This window comes from Kitasatospora sp. NBC_01250 (assembly GCF_036226465.1).
Classification (GTDB): domain Bacteria; phylum Actinomycetota; class Actinomycetes; order Streptomycetales; family Streptomycetaceae; genus Kitasatospora.
This window is the reverse complement of the sequence record NZ_CP108476.1, coordinates 8,646,619-8,661,460: the sequence shown is the minus strand read 5'-3', so window position 1 is coordinate 8,661,460 and position 14,842 is coordinate 8,646,619. Positions and strand designations below refer to the sequence as shown.

The following is a 14,842-nucleotide window of genomic DNA, read 5'->3' as shown; positions in this document are numbered from 1 at the left end:
CGACCGGTTTTGCCACGGCTCAGCCGACGGCCAGCCCAGCCGTGTACCAGGCACGGAAGTCCGGCCCCGGCGTCAGGCCGCCCCAGACGGGGTCGTCGGTCCACACCTGGCCGGCGTTCCTCCCCGTCACGACCAGCCGGGAGAACGTGCCACAGCCCTGCTCCCCGAGCACCAGGCTCCCCTGCACCGAGTACTCGACGCTGCCCTCCCGGCCCGGCCCCGGCCACGCGTCGGTGTGCGGGAACGGCGCGGCCAGGAAGCCCGCATGGCGGTCCTCTTCGCGAAGCTGGTGCAGGGCGTCCTCCTCGTCCACCTGCTCGTCGAGGCCCAACACCCCGTGGTCCGGGCCCGCTCCGCCGTCGGCGACCTCCTTGACGAACGCGCGGTAGGAGCCCGGGAGCCGGACACCGTGCTGCCGCTCGAAGGACCGGATCGTCTCCTCCGCCAACGGGGGCCGAAGCCGGTAGCCGTGGCAGTAAGCGCACGCCCTGACCTGAGGTGCACCCGGGGCACGGCGGCGTGGGCGAGCGGTGCAGGGCCTGGACGATGCCGGGTGTCCAGCCGGCGGCGTTGCGCAGTTCGAGGTCCTCGGCCAGGTCGAGGACGACCGGGTCGCCGCGTCGTCCCAGTTCCCGCAGGGCCAGTTGTCTGCCGCGCGCGGGGCCCTCGGCGACCAGCCGGAGCAGTTCCGCGGCGGCGACGCCCGCGAGGTCGGGTCGGACCGGACGGTGGTGCGCCTGCTCGGCGGTGCCGACGTCGTCGCCGAGGAGGCGTCGGACTCGTGGCCGGACCCGCGCCCAGGAGGTCCACGGCTGCGACTCCCCGTCCGCGGCGGCGGCCAGTTCGGCATCGTCACGCGCGGCCAGGACCTCCGCGTCGAGCCCGGTGCCGAGTTCCGGCACCTCCTCCCAGGCCCTGCTGTACGCGATCGTCTCCAGGGCGAGGGCCCAGTGGCGCCCGTCGACCGCGTAGCGGCGCAGCACCGGCACCGCGTCGGACCGGCCGAGCAGCGGCAGCAGGGTGAGGATCCGCAGGGTGGGCTCGATCCGGTCGGCGTCGTCCCCGGTGAAGGCGAGGAGGTGTGCCTCGATCGGTTGCAGCGGCAGGCCGAGCCGGTGGATCAACCGGGCGAGGTAGGCACTGCGATGCTCGGTCTGCCGGTCCCAGCGGGTGTCGGTGACGGCGCACGCGTACACGAGGTCGGCGGCGGCGCGGGGGTCGCCCAGCGCGGCGGTGGCCCCGAGGCCGCGTCCGCGCTGGAGCAGGCCGTGGAGGGAGGCCGGTTCGGCATACGTGAAGTCGCTCATCGGCACCGAGCATCCCGCGCCGGCTGCCGGGCCACCAGCGGTTTTCGCCGTCGCCATGGGCGTCAGGCGGAGAAGGCAGGATTCGAACCTGCGTGGGCTTGCGCCCGACCGGAGCCAGGCGCCCCGGTCCCCGATCAACCACTCCGGGCACCTCTCCCCGGGACCGACCCGCTCCGGCTGCCCTGCCCGCCGCGGTCCGTCCCTGTGCCACCAACTATGACCCGCCCCACTGACGTGACACTGACCCCCGGCTGACACGCCCCCCTGAGCGCACCGGCCTGAGCGCACCGGCCTGAGCGCACCGCCGAGCGGTACCGTGCCGACGAGCCGACCACCGCCCAGCAGGGAACCGTGCACGTCGCCCGCTGGGGCGCCGCGGAGTTGCAGCATCCGTGCGGCACGCGCCCGGGAGGCGTCACGCGGCGGCGAGCAGGTCCTCGGACAGCGTCCACAGCCGCCTGGCGCCCTCCGGGTCGAGCGCGTAGCGGGCCACGCCCTGGAGGTTGCCGGTGCGGCGGTCGACGGTCGCGCTCTCGTTGCAGTCGACGAAGTAACGGCCACCGATGCCGTCGAGCAGGGGTGAGGTGGCGAGCAGGACCGAGGTGGCGGCGCCCTGTTCGACGGTCTTGATGAGGTCGGCGGAGACCGTGCCGCTGCCGCGCCCTTCGGTGTGGCGCTGGAGGTTGGTGTAGATGGCGCCGGGCATCAGGGCGTTGGCGGTGATGGCGTCGGCGGCCCAGCGGCGGGCGGTCTCGGTGCCGAGGCCGGAGGAGGCGCCGGTGACGACGGCGCGGCGGCCGGTGAGGTCGATGCCGGCGGCGACTTCGGCGGCGGTACTGCTGAAGCCGAACGGGGTCGTGAGGGCGGACATGATGAACTCCTTTGGCTGCAGAGCACCATGACGCTACCTCATGCGCGCGCCCGCGCCCGGCGGGTCCCGGCACAGGCGTGGGCAGCAGCAAGGGGGCGTACATGCCAGGACTGCGCCCCAGCCGGACTCAGCGCGCCCTACCGGTGGTCACCGGCCGCGGCAATGATGAGCGGACCACAAGTGATGCGACCGGCTCCGCATAGCTGCCCGTAGGCGGTGAACTGCGGTGGAAGGAATCCACGTTGCTGCTTCTCATATCCCCGGACAGCGTCGAGGAGGCCCGCGACTGCGCGAAGGCGGCGGAGCACCTCGACATCGTCGATGTCAAGAAGCCCGACGAGGGCTCGCTCGGCGCGAACTTCCCGTGGGTCATCAGGGAGATCCGCGAGGTGGTCCCGGCGGACAAGCCGGTGTCCGCCACCGTGGGGGACGTGCCGTTCAAGCCCGGCACGGTGGCCCAGGCGGCGCTCGGCGCGGCCGTCTCCGGGGCCACGTACATCAAGGTCGGCCTCTACGGGTGCACGACGCCCGACCAGGCCGTCGAGGTCATGCGCGGGGTCGTCCGGGCCGTGAAGGAGTACCGGGCGGACGCGTTCGTCGTCGCCTCGGGCTATGCCGACGCCCACCGGATCGGCTGCATCAACCCGCTCGCCCTGCCCGACATCGCCCGCCGCTCCGGCAGCGACGCCGCGATGCTCGACACCGCGGTCAAGGACGGCAGCCGGCTCTTCGACCACGTGCCGCCCGAGGTCTGTGCGGAGTTCGTCCGGCTGGCCCACGAGGCCGAGCTGCTCGCCGCCCTCGCGGGCAGCGTCAAGGCGGCCGACCTCGGCGCGCTGACCCGTATCGGCACGGACATCGTGGGGGTGCGCGGGGCGGTCTGCGAGGGGGGCGACCGGACCACCGGACGGATCCAGCCGCACCTGGTGGCCGCCTTCCGCGCGGAGATGGACCGCCACGCCCGGGAGCACGCGGCCGCTGCCACCACCGCGAGTTGACCGCCGGCATGCCGACACCGCAGCCCCGGCCCACGAACACCACCCGCGGCGGGCACTTCGCCGTCGTCGATCCGGCCACCGGCGAGGTCTTCGACGAGGCCCCCGACCAGCAACCGGAGGAGCTGGACGCCGTCGTCGGCCGGGCCCAGGAGGCCTGGCACCACTGGCGCGCCGATCCCGCCGCCCGCACCCGCGCGCTGCTCACGGCAGCCGACGCCGTCGAGGCGGCCGGGGCCGACCTCGCTCCCCTGCTCACCCGGGAACAGGGCAAGCCCCTGGCCGAGTCCCGCGCGGAGATCGCCCGCAGCGCGGCCCGCCTGCGCTACTTCGCCGGCCTGCACGCCGGGCCCCAGCCGATCGCGGACGGCCGACCGGTGCGCAGCGAGCTCCGCTGGCGAGCGCTGGGGCCGGTCGCCGCGATCGTCCCGTGGAACTTCCCCCTGCAGCTCGCCTCGGCGAAGTTCGCGCCCGCGCTCGCCGCCGGCAACACGGTGGTGCTCAAGCCCTCGCCGTTCACGCCGCTGGCCACCCGGCTGCTGGGGTCCGTCCTCGCCGCCGCGCTCCCCGAGGGCGTCCTGACCGTCGTCACCGGTCGCGAACCCCTCGGCGCCCGCCTGGCCGCCCACCCGGGGATCCGTCATGTGACCTTCACCGGCTCGGTGCCCACCGGGCGGGCCGTCGCGCAGGGCGCGGCGGCCTCGCTCGCCCGGGTCACCCTGGAGCTGGGCGGCAACGACGCTGCGATCCTGCTGGAGGACGTGGCGGTGGAGCGGATCGCGGACCGGCTCTTCTGGGCGGCGTTCCGCAACTGCGGGCAGGTGTGCATGGCCGTCAAGCGCGTCTACGTCCCGGCCCGGCTCCACGCGCAGGTGGTCGAGGCCCTCGCGCAGCGGGCGAAGGCCGTCGTCGTCGGCGCCGGGCTCGACCCGGGCACGCAGCTGGGGCCGGTCAACAACGCCCCCCAACTCGCGCGGGTCGAGCGGTGGACGGCCCAGGCGCTGGCCGCCGGTGCCCGAGCCGTGGCCGGCGGCCACCGGCTGGACCGCCCCGGCTACTTCTTCGCCCCCACGATCCTGGCCGATGTCCCGCCCGACAGCCCGGTGGTGACGCAGGAGCAGTTCGGCCCGGTGCTCCCGGTGCTGCCGTACCGCAACCTCGACGAGGCGGTCGCGGCGGCCAACGGCACCGGTTTCGGGCTGGGCGGCTCGGTGTGGGGAACGGACCTCGACCGGGCCGAGGCGGTGGCCGACCGGCTGGAGTGCGGGACGGCGTGGATCAACCACCACGCCGAACTCTCCCTCGCCCAGCCCTTCGCGGGCATCAAGGAGAGCGGGGTCGGCGTGGCGGGCGGGCCGTGGGGGCTCTACGGGAACCTCAGGCCGTTCGTCGTGCACCGCCCGGAGCCGGGCCCCGAGGAGGAGTGCGGAAGGTGACGATGAGGTTCGGCGCAGCGGTCCTGCGCTCGTACGAGAGCCCGTTCACCGTCGAGCAGGTGGTCCTGCACGAGGGGCCGGCCGAGGGCGAGGTACTGGTCAGGATCGCGGGCTGCGGCATGTGCCGGACCGATCTCGCGGTCCGGCGCTCCGCGGGGCGCTCACCGCTGCCGGCGGTGCTGGGCCACGAGGGGTCCGGGGTGGTGGTGGAGACGGGCGGTGCGGCCACCGGCCTGAGCACCGGCGACCATGTCGTGCTGAGCTTCGACTCCTGCGGACACTGCCGCAGCTGCCTGGCCGCGGCCCCCGCCTACTGCGACGAGTTCGCCTCGCTCAACCTCTTCGGCGGGCGCAAGCCCCTGGGCGGCAAGGAGCGTGCGGCGCGGTTCACCGACGCGGCCGGGGGCGAGCTGGCTCCCCGGTGGTTCGGCCAGTCCTCGTTCGCCGAGTACGCGGTGGTTGCGGCCCGCAACGCCGTCCGGGTGGACCGCGCGCTGCCCCTCGAACTGCTCGGACCGCTCGGCTGCGGCTTCCTCACGGGTGCCGGAGCGGTCCTCAACTCCTTCGCCGTCGGCCCCGGCGACACCCTCGCGGTCTTCGGTGCGGGAGCGGTGGGCCTGGCCGCGGTGATGGCGGCCACCGCGGCCGGGGCGGTGACGGTGGCCGTCGACCGGTACACCGAACGGCTGGCCCTGGCCGAGCGGTTCGGGGCGATCCCGCTGCGCACCGCCGCCTCGGCCGACCTGCCCGACCGGATCCGGCGGCTGACCGACGGCGGCGCGCAGTACGCGCTGGACACCACGGCCTCGGTCCCGCTGATCAACGCCGCGCTCCGCTCACTGCGCCCGAGCGGCCACCTCGGCCTGGTGGCCCGGTTGCACGCCGCGCTGCCGCTCGAACCGGGGACCCTGGACCGGGGCCGGCGGATCTCGCACATCTGCGAGGGCGACGCGGTGCCCGGGCTGCTGATCCCACGCCTCGCCGGGCTCTGGCAGGCCGGGCGGTTCCCCTTCGACCAGCTGATCCGCAGCTACCCGCTCGCCGCCGTCAACGAGGCCGAACGCGACTGCGACGCGGGGCGCGTGGTGAAGCCCGTCCTGGTCCCGCCGGGGTGGGACGGCTGACCCGGACCGCGCTACGGCTTGTTCGCGAACACCCAGCGGTTGCCGGCCAGTGCGTCGTTCTGTTCGGGCAGCGGGCCGCGTCCGTGCTCGCGGGTGAAGTCGAAGGGGGTGCGGACCGAGGTGGACCAGCCCTTGCCGGCCAGCCGGCCTGCGGAGTCGGGCCGCGGCTCGCCGACGAAGAGGTCGAGCAGGTCGATGCCGATCTGCTGCCTCGTCGCGGTGTAGAGCGTGCTGTCGCGGTGGACCATCAGGTCCTTCTCCAGCTTGACCTCGTAGGCCAGGGCGCTTCCTGGCGCGCTCAACTGGTCCACCGTGTCGATGAGCTGGGTCTCTACGGCATTGGGCAGGTAGAAGAGCAGCCCCTCGGCCAGCCAGACGCTCGGTGCGGCCGGGTCGAAGCCGGCCCCGGTCAGGGCCGCGACCCAGTCGGCCCGCAGGTCGGCCGGGACCGGCACCCGGGCCGCCTTCGGGGTGGCCGACAGGCCGTCCAGCACCTGGTGCTTGAAGGCCAGTACGCCCTCCCGGTCGACCTCGAAGACCACGCGGTCCGGCGGCCAGTCGAGCCGGAACGCCCGGGTGTCCAACCCGGCGCCGAGCAGGACCACTTGACGGGCCCCCGCGTGCACGGAGCGGAGGAGGAAGTCGTCCAGGACCCTGGTCCGCAGACCGAAGTACCGGGCGAATCGCCCCCACAACGGGTTCGCGTCCCCGTCCGGCGCCTGCTGCAGGCGCACCGGCCAGCTCGCGGAGGCCGGGGCGGCGCGCACGAAGTGCTCCGCATAGGTGTCCTGGGCCAGCGTGTCGTGGCGGTGGGTCTCGATCGCGCGTGCCGCGGCGACCAGCAGCGCCGTCACGCCGACGCCCCCGTCCACCCCTTCCATGCCGGTGTTCTGCTGCGCCGTGCCGACCATGTGTCCTCCCGTGGGGGCGAGTTGGGACCACGAAGAGCGAGGAGTGCGAATGACGGACCTGCGAGGAGCCGAGCGGTCGAGGAGCCTCTTCACTGTCCGGCCGACGGTCGCCCCCTGCAGGAGAAGTCCGCCGAGTTCACTCGGACGGGTGAATATCAACAGCCCGACCCTGGTCCGCCGTACTGGTCCGGTGCCCGGTGGGGTCGCCCTCCCGCAGGCCGCAGGCCGCACGGCACCACCCGCCGCGGCATGGAGCTCCTGCGGCCCCTGCGGCCGTGGTCCGCCGCCGTGCACGCCTGCCTGCGGCACCTGGAGGCGGCGCGCCAGCCTTCTGGGCTAACCCGGGTGGCCCATCCGCTGCGCCTCTCGGAGTATCGCAGTCATGGACGTGTATGAGATGCGCGCCGAACACGAAGCCGGGGACCCACAGGGCAGGGTCCTGCACTGGCACATGGTGAGGGACCACAGCAGCCAGGCCATGTGCGGCCGCGAGATCGACCCTGCTGCCGCGACCCAGTCCCCCGACACCTGGGGATCCCCGGCGGCGCAGCCCTTCTGCCACTCCTGCGGGGCCGCCTACCTGCGGCAGGTGCCCCAGACCACCGGCAGGCCCCCGTGACGGGCCCGGCCCCGGCTGTCCGCACGAACCGATGGGGTTGTGTCCGCCGATTCCCTGGGAATCAACGGACACAGCCCCGTTCGCCGTTCGACCGCCGGAGGCCGGTTGCCCGCCGGCGGTCGACGTCCCTACGGTGAACCGTGGCCCTGTTCGTCCTGACGCGCCGATCGGCGCTCCCCCCTGCCGCCTGCCTGGACCGGCTGACCGACTGGCCCCGGCACGGCGAGCGGGTGCCGTTCACCCGCGTCTCGACCGCGCGCGGCTCCGGCCGGCAGCCCGGGGACACCGTGCTGGCCAGGACCAGCCTCGGTCCCTTCGTCTTCGACGACCTCATGGAGATCGTCGAACTGACCGTCCCCACCGCCGGATCCGACGGGCTGTGCCGGCTCGCGAAGCGTGGCCGCCCGGTCCGCGGCTGGGCGGAGCTGCGGGTCCGCGCAGGGGGCGGTGCGGCGGGCGGTGCAGCGGGTGGGAGCGTGGTGAGCTGGACGGAGGAGATCGTCCTCCCGTGGCTTCCGGGGTTCCTCGATCCGGTGCTCGCGTGCGCCGGGCGGCTCGTGTTCGGCCGGGTCCTGGACCGCCTGCTGAGCTGACGCCCACGCGGCCGGGGCAGGCGGGCGGGGCAGGCGGGCGGGGAGGGCGGGGAGGGCCTGGCAGCGCGCGGCCGGGTGAGGCGGCCCGACGTCAGGACTGGTGCCACCGGGGCCGGGTAGGCGAGGCTCGCCCGTCACCCGATCCGAAGGAGGGCATGACGATGACCAGTCCCATTCCGCCGCACCGCCCGGTCGCCGAACTCACCGCCGAGGCAGCCGCTTTGATCGCGGCCGCCGAACACAGTGCTCAGCCGGACGGCAAGCCGGGCCTGTCCCAGGCCGGTGAAGTCGTCGAGAGTGTGCAGGCGTTGGCGGCCATGACCGCCCGACTGCCCGAACTCCTCGACCAGCTGGGCTCCTTCCTCAGCAGCGAGCAGGCGGGCGGGCGCCTGGCGCCCGCCGGTCTGGGCTCGGACCTCGATCTGGCCCGCGCCGCTCGCGACTCGCGGGACCGCCTGCTCGACGCCCGCCGGGTGGCCGCCGCCCTGGCCGAGGAGCTTGCGGGGGCCGCCGCCTCGCTCACGGCGGTCGGTACGCCCTGGGCGGCCGCCGTCGTGCGCGGGCCGGTGGGCGGCTGAAGCGGCGCACCGGATCATCGAACGAAAATCGGCGGGGGTACCCCGTTTGAAGCGCCGATTCGCGGTGAGACGACACCCGAGGCCGTCGCCCGCCCCGCGCGTTCCCCCCGTGCGCGGCGGTGCTACCCGGACGGCCTCGGGCAGCCGCCCCGGGGCCCGGTGGCAGCACCGGCCCCGGGGCGGGACCGCCCCTGCGATCGGCCGGCGGCGCCGCCAGGTCCGGAGCCGCCCTCCCGACGTCAACCGTCCGACCGCCCGCTCGGCCGCACCGCTCCGCACGGTGTCGGGTCGGCGGCGCCAGCCGAAGGAGCTTCCATGTCCGACGTGTCACGGCTACCTGGTGCCTTCGAGCACTACTGGCAGTGGCAGTTGCACGCTGCCTGTCGTTCGGCGGACAGCGGCCTGTTCTTCCACCCGCCCGGCGAACGCAACCCCGCCCACGACGACCGCGACGCCGCCGCCAAGGCGGTCTGTGCGGGCTGTCCGGTCCGCGAGGCCTGCCTGGACCACGCGCTGCGCACCCGGGAGACCTACGGCGTCTGGGGCGGCCTGAGCGCGGAGGAGCGGGCCTCCGCACTGCGCACCCGCCGACGCGGTGTGACCCATCGCCGCCACGTCGCGGCCTGACCCAGGACCTGCCCGGGCGCACCGCGAAACGGCTGCCGGCGTGTGGCCGGCCGGGGTACGGGTACCCCTGAGGTATGGCTGTCCGTGATGAGTCCGTACTGGCCGGCCCGCCGACGGTGGGGGTGGAGGAGGAGTACCTGCTCCTGGATCCGGCCAGCGGGCTGCCGATGCCGATGGTGGAGGCGGTGCGTGCGGCGGCCGGCCTGCACCCCGCCGTGGAGCACGCAGAACTCCAGCACGAGTTGCTCCAGGCACAGATCGAGGTGGCCACCCCGGTCTGCCGGGAGCTCGCCGAGGTCGGTGGTCACCTGCTGCGCCTGCGGCACGCGCTGGCGGCCGCCGCCGAGGGCTCGGGATGCCGGCTGGCGGCGTGCGGCACCGGCCCGTACGCGCCGGCCGCTCCCCCGGCGATCACCGACGCGCCGCGCTACCACTCGATCAGCCGGCAGGTCTCGCGGCTGGCCGACGAGGCGCTGATCAACGGCATGCACGTGCATGTGGGGATTCCCGACCAGGAGTGCGGCGTCGCGCTGCTCAACCGCATGCGACCGTGGCTGCCGATCCTCACCGCGCTGTCCGCGAACTCACCGGTGTGGCACGGCAGCGACACCGGGTTCGCCAGCTGGCGCACGGTGGTGTTCGGCCGCTGGCCGATCAGCGGGATTCCCCCGGTGTTCGCCGGGGCCCAGGACTACGAGGACCGCATCCAGCATCTGCTGGACGCCGAACTGATCCGTGACCGTGGCCAGTTGTACTGGCAGGCCCGGCTCTCGGCGCGCTTTCCCACCATCGAGCTGCGGGCGATGGACGTGCAGTTGCGCGCCGACGAGGCGGTGATGCTGGCCGGGGTGGTCCGGGCACTGGCCGTGACGCTGATGCGCGAGCGGTCCGCCGTGCCCGCATCGCCCCAGTGGCCGCCGGAGGGCCTGGCGGGTGCGGGCTGGCACGCCGCCCGGCACGGCATGGACGGCCAGTTGCACGACCCGCGCACCGGGCTGGCCCGGCCGGCCGGTGCGATCGTCGAGGACATGATCGACTACCTCGCGCCCGCGCTGGCCGAGGCCGGTGACACCCGCGAGGTCGTTCCGCTGCTGGAGCGCCACCTGCGCGAGGGCAACGGGGCCGAACGCCAGCGCCGCAGCCTGGCGCAGACCGGGCGCCAAGGGCTGATCACGATGATCGCGGCCGAGACCTCGGCCTCCTGAACCTGCGGCGAGCCCTACGAAACGACCGAGTGAGGCGACCGAGTGAGGCGACCGAGCCCCACGAGCTGACGGCGGGCGCTACGGCCGGCCGTTGGCGCTATCCGCGGCGGCGGACGGAGGTGGGGCGCAGCGGCAGCTGGTGCACGCCGGTGCTGAGCATCCGGGCCTCGCCCCGATCGCTGATCTCCACGCAGAGGATGCCGCTGCGGTCACGGTAGAGCGGGTGGCCGCCCGGGCCGGTGGCGTCCTGGCGCTGCACCACGACCACGTCGGGGGTGTCCGGACGACCGACAGCGGGAGTGTGGCGGAAGGTCAGCTCGTAACGCTCGTGGGGCATGGAAATCCTTCACTCGTGGGACCGACCGCTGCACCGGCCCAGCCCGGCGCAGCGTGGCGCGGGCGGACCGGGCCCGGCCCGGTCCGCTCAGTGCGGGCACGCTCAGTGCGGGCACGCGGTCGCGACTTGGTCCGCCCCACCCGCGGGTGCCTCGCACGCAGGCACGCGCGGGCGGAGCGGCGAGCCCCGCCTACCCGGCTTTCGCGCGTCCATTCCCCCGGTTCTCCCGGCCGGGCGTGTCGGCCGTCTCCAGGCCCGCTGCGTCCGCGTCGGCCATGTCCGCGCCGGCCACGTGCTCGGCGCGCGCCAGGGCAAGGCGGGGCAGGGCGTGGGGGTGCTCCTGGCGCAGGTAGGCGATCAGCTTCTCCCTGACCAGGCAGCGCAGTTCGAAGGCGTCGCCGGCGTCGCGGGCGGTCATCAGCGCCCGGACCACGATCGTGGACGGGGTGGAATCCACGACCTGCAGTGCGCTGCCCTCGCCGTCCCAGAGGTCGGTCTTGGCCAGCAGCGCCTCGAACTCGGCGCGCAGGGCGTCCACCGGTGTGCTGTGGTCGAGGTGGAGCAGGGCCGTGCCGGTGATCCGGCTGTCGCTGCGGGTCCAGTTCTCGAACGGACGCCCCGCGAAGTACGAGGCCGGCATGACGATCCGCCGCTGGTCCCAGGTCGCCACGACGACGTAGGTGAGGGTGATCTCCTCCACGGTGCCCCATTCACCGGCGACGACGACCGTGTCGCCTATCCGCACCATGTCGCCGAAGGCCATCTGGATGCCGGCGAAGACGTTGCCGAGCGTGCTCTGCGCGGCAACACCGGCGATCACCCCGATCAGACCGGCCGAGGCCAGCAGGCTGGTGCCCAGGGTCCGCACGGCGGGAAACGTCATCAGCATGGCGCCCAGTGCGATCACGGCGATGGCCGCCTGACTGACCCGGCGCAGCATGCTCGCCTGGGTACGGGCCCGGCGCACCTGGCTCGCGCTCTGCCGGCGCACCGAGAACCGCACGCTGGTGTCGATCAGCAAGGCGACCAGGCGCGCCGCCAGCCAGGCGCACGACCCGAGGCAGAGCAGCACGAGCAGGTGGCGGGCCGCGTCCTGCGGCGCCGGGGCAAGGCCGGCCCAGCCCGCGCCCGCCAGCATCAGGCTGGTGCCGATGGTGAGGATGAAGGGCCTGCGGCACCGGCGCAGCAGGGACAGCGGGGTGCTCTCGGGGCGCTGTGAGGCCACACGGCGGGCGACCGTCACCACAGCCTGGTTGATGGCGAATGCCACGAGCATCGCGCAGGCCGCCACCGCGACCGTCCGCAACAGGCTCCATGAAGTCACGCCGAACTCTCCTCACCTCTGAACCTCTGAACCTCTGAAAGCGTTGTGCCGTCGCCCGATCGGAGGCTCGTCTGCCCGTCCAGCCGGGGAGCATGCGCGCAACGGGAGCCGCGCCGGGAGCCCGGTGCGGCTTCCCGGCGCCCGACCGGTCGGGGAGCTGCGGTGGACACGGTCCGGCAGACTGGTACACGGAGGCGAGCGCCATGCGACCAGAGATCACCGTCGGCCTCGACGGTTCCGCCGAGAGCCTGTCCGCCGCCCGTTGGGCGGCACGCGAGGCCGAGCTGCGAGGGTTACCGGTACGGCTGCTGCACCTGTGGATCCTTCGCGCCATGACGGCGCAGAACGTCCCGGCCGAGCACCCGCAGGCCCTCGCCGCACAGCGCCTCCTCCAGGACGCGGAGAGCGACCTGCTCGCGCGCTACCCCCATGTGCCCGTCATCACCGAGCTGCTGCCGGCCGACTCCCCCGCGGCGCTGCTGCCCGGCGCGCCCAACGCGGAGATGCTGGTGCTCGGCTCCCAGGGGCTGGGCGGCGTGCAGGGCTACGTGCTCGGCTCGCTCGCCCTGCACGCCGTCGCCCAGAGCGAACGGCCCGTGGTGCTGGTGCGCGCGCACGAGGAGCCGCAGGGCCCCGGTGCGGTCGCCGCGCCGTCCGGCCCGGTGGCGGTCGGCGTGAGCCTGCGCCCCGGCTACGAGCGCGTGCTGGCGTTCGCCTTCGGCGCCGCCGCCCGACGCCATGTGCCGCTGCTGACCGTCCACGCCACCCCACATCGGCGGGCGGCCACCGGCCGGGAGCAGGTGTCGGAGGAGTCCGCGCTCCAGGCCGACCGGCAGGAGCTGCACGATGCCCTGCTCCCCTGGCGCGAGAAGTTCCCCGCCGTCCACGTGGTGGAGCACCTCAGTCACGAGAGTCCGCCCCGAGCGGTGGTGGACATCGCCCCCGGCGCGGGCCTGCTGGTCGTGGGGCGCGGCGGCAACCGCACCGGCCTGACACCCCGGATCGGCCCAGTGACCCATGCCGCCATCCACCACGCGGCCTGCCCGGTCGCCGTCGTGCCGCACGACTGACCGTCACCTCCTGACCGTCACGCATTGACCCTCAGCCGCCGCGTCCGGCCGCCCTGACAGCCGCAGCCCGGACGCGCGTCACGCGGGCCGGCGGGGAGGGGTGACCTGCCGCCCGCTGCGCGGCGACTCCCCCTACCTGGAGAGCGCGGTCGCGGCCGTCCACCGCCCGGACACCTCGGATGCCGCCGTGGAACAGGTCCCGAAGCGGCTCACAGCCTTCGATCAGTAGGCCAGTTTCTGAACGGATGCCAAAATGAAAGGCGCCAGGCGAGTTTGGGTGTAGAATCTGAAGTACCGAAGGCGGGCGGCCTCCGGAACCCGGCATCACGGTGATGCCGACGGACCGCCCATCACAGGGGGAGACGACCATGACGTACCAGATCGACGCTGCCCGGGCCACCATCGACGAGCGCCTGCGCGAGGCCCAGACCCTGCGCCTGGCCCGCGCCGCCCAGCTCAGGAACCGCGCGGAGCGCACCGGTCAGCGCGCCCGCCGGGCCCTGACCAGCCTGCTCGGATGAGCACCCCAGTACCGATCCCGACCTCAACGGGCCGTCACCGAAAGACCGGTGACGGCCCGTCCCGTTCGAGGCCCGGGCGGACGGCGGGGGCAGCACGACCGGTGGCATGAGCGGAGGCGGGCACTACCCTGCTGCGGTGGGCAGTTCGACCCGGCCCCGCCCGCGCCGACCACGCAGGAGCTGCTGTGACCGACCCCCGTGTCCTGACCGTGCGCCCCTCCCCCGAGCAGTACGCCTGGACCTTCGGCGGCGCCCGGCCGCTGGCCACCGTCGCGCCCGGCACCGTGCTGGACCTGTTCACCGAGGACTGCTTCGGCGGCCAGGTCACCTCGGAGAAGACCCTGGTCTCCGAGGTCTGCCGGTTCCCGTTCCTCAACCCGCAGACGGGCCCGTTCTTCGTCGAGGGCGCCGAGCCCGGCGACACCCTGGCACTGCACTTCGTGTCGATCGAGCCGGCCCGCGACTGGGCCGCCTCCACCACCGTGCCGCTGTTCGGCGCGCTCACCTCCACCCACACCACCGCGACACTGCAGGAACCGCTGCCCGAGCGGGTCTGGATCTGGCAGCTCGACCGCGCCGAGCGCAGCTGCCTGTTCACCGCCCGCGAGGGCGACCTGCGGCTCAAGCTGCCGATGGACCCGATGCACGGCACGGTCGGGGTCGCCCCGGCCAACCTGGAGGTGCGCTCCGCGCTGGTCCCCGACGCGCACGGCGGCAACCTGGACACCCCGGAGATGCGCGCCGGCGTCACCTGCTACCTCGGGGTCAACGTGCCCGGCGCGCTGTTCAGCCTCGGCGACGGCCATGCCCGCCAGGGCGAGGGCGAGACCTGCGGGGTGGCGGTGGAGTGCGCGATGCACACGGTGGTCGTGGTGGAACTGCTCAAGGGTGTGGCCACGCCCTGGCCCCGGCTGGAGTCGGACACCCACCTGATCTCCACCGGCTCCGCCCGCCCGCTGGAGGACGCCTTCCGGATCGCCCAACTCGACCTGGTGCAGTGGCTGGTGCGCGACTACGGCTTCGCGGCCATGGACGCCTACCAGTTCCTCTCCCAGGCGGTGGAGTCACCACTGGCCAATGTCTGCGACACCAACTACACCGCCGTCGCGAAGGTGCGCAAGGAGTGGCTGCCGGCCCCGGCCGGACCGGCCCACGGCGGCCTGCACGAACACCTGCGCAGCGCCGCGCCGCAGGGCCCGCTCGGCTGACGCATCGTCGGCGAACCTGTGCAATGGTCCGCCGCACTTCATCTCGCCGACGCATTGTCACCGACTGGCCGAAACCTTACTGTCTCAGAGTCTCCCCGCTGGAGTTGTATAGATTA

The 14,842-nt window shown here is 74.0% G+C and carries 17 protein-coding genes and 1 tRNA gene; 12 read left to right on the top strand and 6 right to left on the bottom strand.

The genetic code is table 11. The annotated features are described in order from the left end of the window. Window positions 1-19: 19 nt before the first annotated feature. The 3 genes from OG500_RS36600 to OG500_RS36590 all read right to left on the bottom strand — a co-directional run bounded on the left by OG500_RS36600 (window position 20) and on the right by OG500_RS36590 (window position 2,178). The gene (locus tag OG500_RS36600) at window positions 20-448 is read right to left on the bottom strand and encodes an SMI1/KNR4 family protein (RefSeq protein WP_329586817.1); all 429 of its coding nucleotides are present in this window, start codon (window positions 446-448) and stop codon (window positions 20-22) included. Between the two features lie 926 nt (window positions 449-1,374). Beyond that, window positions 1,375-1,464, bottom strand: a tRNA-Arg gene (locus tag OG500_RS36595). Between the two features lie 258 nt (window positions 1,465-1,722). Further along, window positions 1,723-2,178 carry a hypothetical protein gene (locus tag OG500_RS36590; protein WP_327071194.1) on the bottom strand — a complete coding sequence of 152 codons (456 nt, stop codon included), beginning with the start codon at window positions 2,176-2,178 and terminating at the stop codon, window positions 1,723-1,725. A 242-nt stretch (window positions 2,179-2,420) separates the two neighbouring features. Between OG500_RS36590 and OG500_RS36585 the strand changes: the two genes are divergently transcribed. From OG500_RS36585 to OG500_RS36575, 3 genes are read left to right on the top strand one after another with little or no spacing between them, the layout of a single operon-like run. Beyond that, complete coding sequence (locus OG500_RS36585; protein ID WP_329586814.1) at window positions 2,421-3,176, top strand: (5-formylfuran-3-yl)methyl phosphate synthase; 756 nt, start codon at window positions 2,421-2,423, stop codon at window positions 3,174-3,176. An 8-nt stretch (window positions 3,177-3,184) separates the two neighbouring features. After that, on the top strand, window positions 3,185-4,609 hold the full coding sequence (locus OG500_RS36580; RefSeq protein ID WP_329586811.1) for an aldehyde dehydrogenase family protein: 1,425 nt from the start codon (window positions 3,185-3,187) through the stop codon (window positions 4,607-4,609). A 2-nt stretch (window positions 4,610-4,611) separates the two neighbouring features. Further along, window positions 4,612-5,733, top strand: coding sequence for an NAD(P)-dependent alcohol dehydrogenase (locus OG500_RS36575; protein ID WP_329587923.1), 1,122 nt, complete (start codon window positions 4,612-4,614; stop codon window positions 5,731-5,733). An 11-nt stretch (window positions 5,734-5,744) separates the two neighbouring features. Here OG500_RS36575 and OG500_RS36570 read toward each other — a convergent pair whose 3' ends face one another. Next, complete coding sequence (locus OG500_RS36570; RefSeq protein WP_329586808.1) at window positions 5,745-6,644, bottom strand: class I SAM-dependent methyltransferase; 900 nt, start codon at window positions 6,642-6,644, stop codon at window positions 5,745-5,747. A gap of 382 nt (window positions 6,645-7,026) precedes the next feature. On the opposite strand from OG500_RS36570, the gene OG500_RS36565 reads away from it, so the two are divergent. From OG500_RS36565 to OG500_RS36545, 5 genes are all read left to right on the top strand, one after another. Continuing rightward, window positions 7,027-7,263 (top strand): hypothetical protein, encoded by a 237-nt coding sequence (locus tag OG500_RS36565; RefSeq protein WP_327071190.1) that lies wholly within the window; start codon window positions 7,027-7,029, stop codon window positions 7,261-7,263. 140 nt (window positions 7,264-7,403) lie between these two features. After that, window positions 7,404-7,856 (top strand): SRPBCC family protein, encoded by a 453-nt coding sequence (locus OG500_RS36560; RefSeq protein WP_327071189.1) that lies wholly within the window; start codon window positions 7,404-7,406, stop codon window positions 7,854-7,856. A gap of 161 nt (window positions 7,857-8,017) precedes the next feature. Continuing rightward, window positions 8,018-8,434: a hypothetical protein gene (locus OG500_RS36555; RefSeq protein WP_327071188.1), complete on the top strand. Its 417-nt coding sequence runs from the start codon at window positions 8,018-8,020 to the stop codon at window positions 8,432-8,434. 315 nt (window positions 8,435-8,749) lie between these two features. After that, window positions 8,750-9,061 (top strand): WhiB family transcriptional regulator, encoded by a 312-nt coding sequence (locus tag OG500_RS36550; RefSeq protein WP_327071187.1) that lies wholly within the window; start codon window positions 8,750-8,752, stop codon window positions 9,059-9,061. Between the two features lie 74 nt (window positions 9,062-9,135). Next, on the top strand, window positions 9,136-10,266 hold the full coding sequence (locus tag OG500_RS36545; RefSeq protein ID WP_327071186.1) for a carboxylate-amine ligase: 1,131 nt from the start codon (window positions 9,136-9,138) through the stop codon (window positions 10,264-10,266). A 97-nt stretch (window positions 10,267-10,363) separates the two neighbouring features. Here the strand turns inward: OG500_RS36545 and OG500_RS36540 are convergent, their stop codons facing one another. Together OG500_RS36540 and OG500_RS36535 are read right to left on the bottom strand one after the other, a co-directional pair. Continuing rightward, the gene (locus OG500_RS36540; RefSeq protein ID WP_327071185.1) at window positions 10,364-10,603 is read right to left on the bottom strand and encodes a DUF6296 family protein; all 240 of its coding nucleotides are present in this window, start codon (window positions 10,601-10,603) and stop codon (window positions 10,364-10,366) included. A gap of 190 nt (window positions 10,604-10,793) precedes the next feature. Continuing rightward, on the bottom strand, window positions 10,794-11,927 hold the full coding sequence (locus OG500_RS36535) for a mechanosensitive ion channel family protein (RefSeq protein WP_327071184.1): 1,134 nt from the start codon (window positions 11,925-11,927) through the stop codon (window positions 10,794-10,796). A 203-nt stretch (window positions 11,928-12,130) separates the two neighbouring features. Between OG500_RS36535 and OG500_RS36530 the strand changes: the two genes are divergently transcribed. From OG500_RS36530 to OG500_RS36515, 4 genes are all read left to right on the top strand, one after another. Continuing rightward, window positions 12,131-12,997 (top strand): universal stress protein, encoded by an 867-nt coding sequence (locus tag OG500_RS36530; protein ID WP_327071183.1) that lies wholly within the window; start codon window positions 12,131-12,133, stop codon window positions 12,995-12,997. A gap of 100 nt (window positions 12,998-13,097) precedes the next feature. Then, the gene (locus OG500_RS36525) at window positions 13,098-13,226 is read left to right on the top strand and encodes a hypothetical protein (RefSeq protein ID WP_327071182.1); all 129 of its coding nucleotides are present in this window, start codon (window positions 13,098-13,100) and stop codon (window positions 13,224-13,226) included. 139 nt (window positions 13,227-13,365) lie between these two features. Then, on the top strand, window positions 13,366-13,518 hold the full coding sequence (locus tag OG500_RS36520; RefSeq protein ID WP_327071181.1) for a hypothetical protein: 153 nt from the start codon (window positions 13,366-13,368) through the stop codon (window positions 13,516-13,518). Between the two features lie 185 nt (window positions 13,519-13,703). Then, window positions 13,704-14,726, top strand: a complete 1,023-nt coding sequence (locus tag OG500_RS36515; RefSeq protein WP_327071180.1) for an acetamidase/formamidase family protein — start codon at window positions 13,704-13,706, stop codon at window positions 14,724-14,726. Window positions 14,727-14,842 lie beyond the last annotated feature (116 nt).

Excerpts from the sequence above, each read along its gene's own strand:
- OG500_RS36590 (WP_327071194.1), bottom strand. The coding sequence starts at position 2,178 with ATGTCCGCCCTCACGACCCCGTTCGGCTTCAGCAGTACCGCCGCCGAA.
- OG500_RS36580 (WP_329586811.1), top strand. The coding sequence starts at position 3,185 with ATGCCGACACCGCAGCCCCGGCCCACGAACACCACCCGCGGCGGGCAC.
- OG500_RS36575 (WP_329587923.1), top strand. The coding sequence starts at position 4,612 with ATGAGGTTCGGCGCAGCGGTCCTGCGCTCGTACGAGAGCCCGTTCACC.
- OG500_RS36570 (WP_329586808.1), bottom strand. The coding sequence starts at position 6,644 with ATGGTCGGCACGGCGCAGCAGAACACCGGCATGGAAGGGGTGGACGGG.
- OG500_RS36565 (WP_327071190.1), top strand. The coding sequence starts at position 7,027 with ATGGACGTGTATGAGATGCGCGCCGAACACGAAGCCGGGGACCCACAG.
- OG500_RS36555 (WP_327071188.1), top strand. The coding sequence starts at position 8,018 with ATGACCAGTCCCATTCCGCCGCACCGCCCGGTCGCCGAACTCACCGCC.
- OG500_RS36550 (WP_327071187.1), top strand. The coding sequence starts at position 8,750 with ATGTCCGACGTGTCACGGCTACCTGGTGCCTTCGAGCACTACTGGCAG.
- OG500_RS36545 (WP_327071186.1), top strand. The coding sequence starts at position 9,136 with ATGGCTGTCCGTGATGAGTCCGTACTGGCCGGCCCGCCGACGGTGGGG.
- OG500_RS36540 (WP_327071185.1), bottom strand. The coding sequence starts at position 10,603 with ATGCCCCACGAGCGTTACGAGCTGACCTTCCGCCACACTCCCGCTGTC.
- OG500_RS36530 (WP_327071183.1), top strand. The coding sequence starts at position 12,131 with ATGCGACCAGAGATCACCGTCGGCCTCGACGGTTCCGCCGAGAGCCTG.
- OG500_RS36520 (WP_327071181.1), top strand. The coding sequence starts at position 13,366 with ATGACGTACCAGATCGACGCTGCCCGGGCCACCATCGACGAGCGCCTG.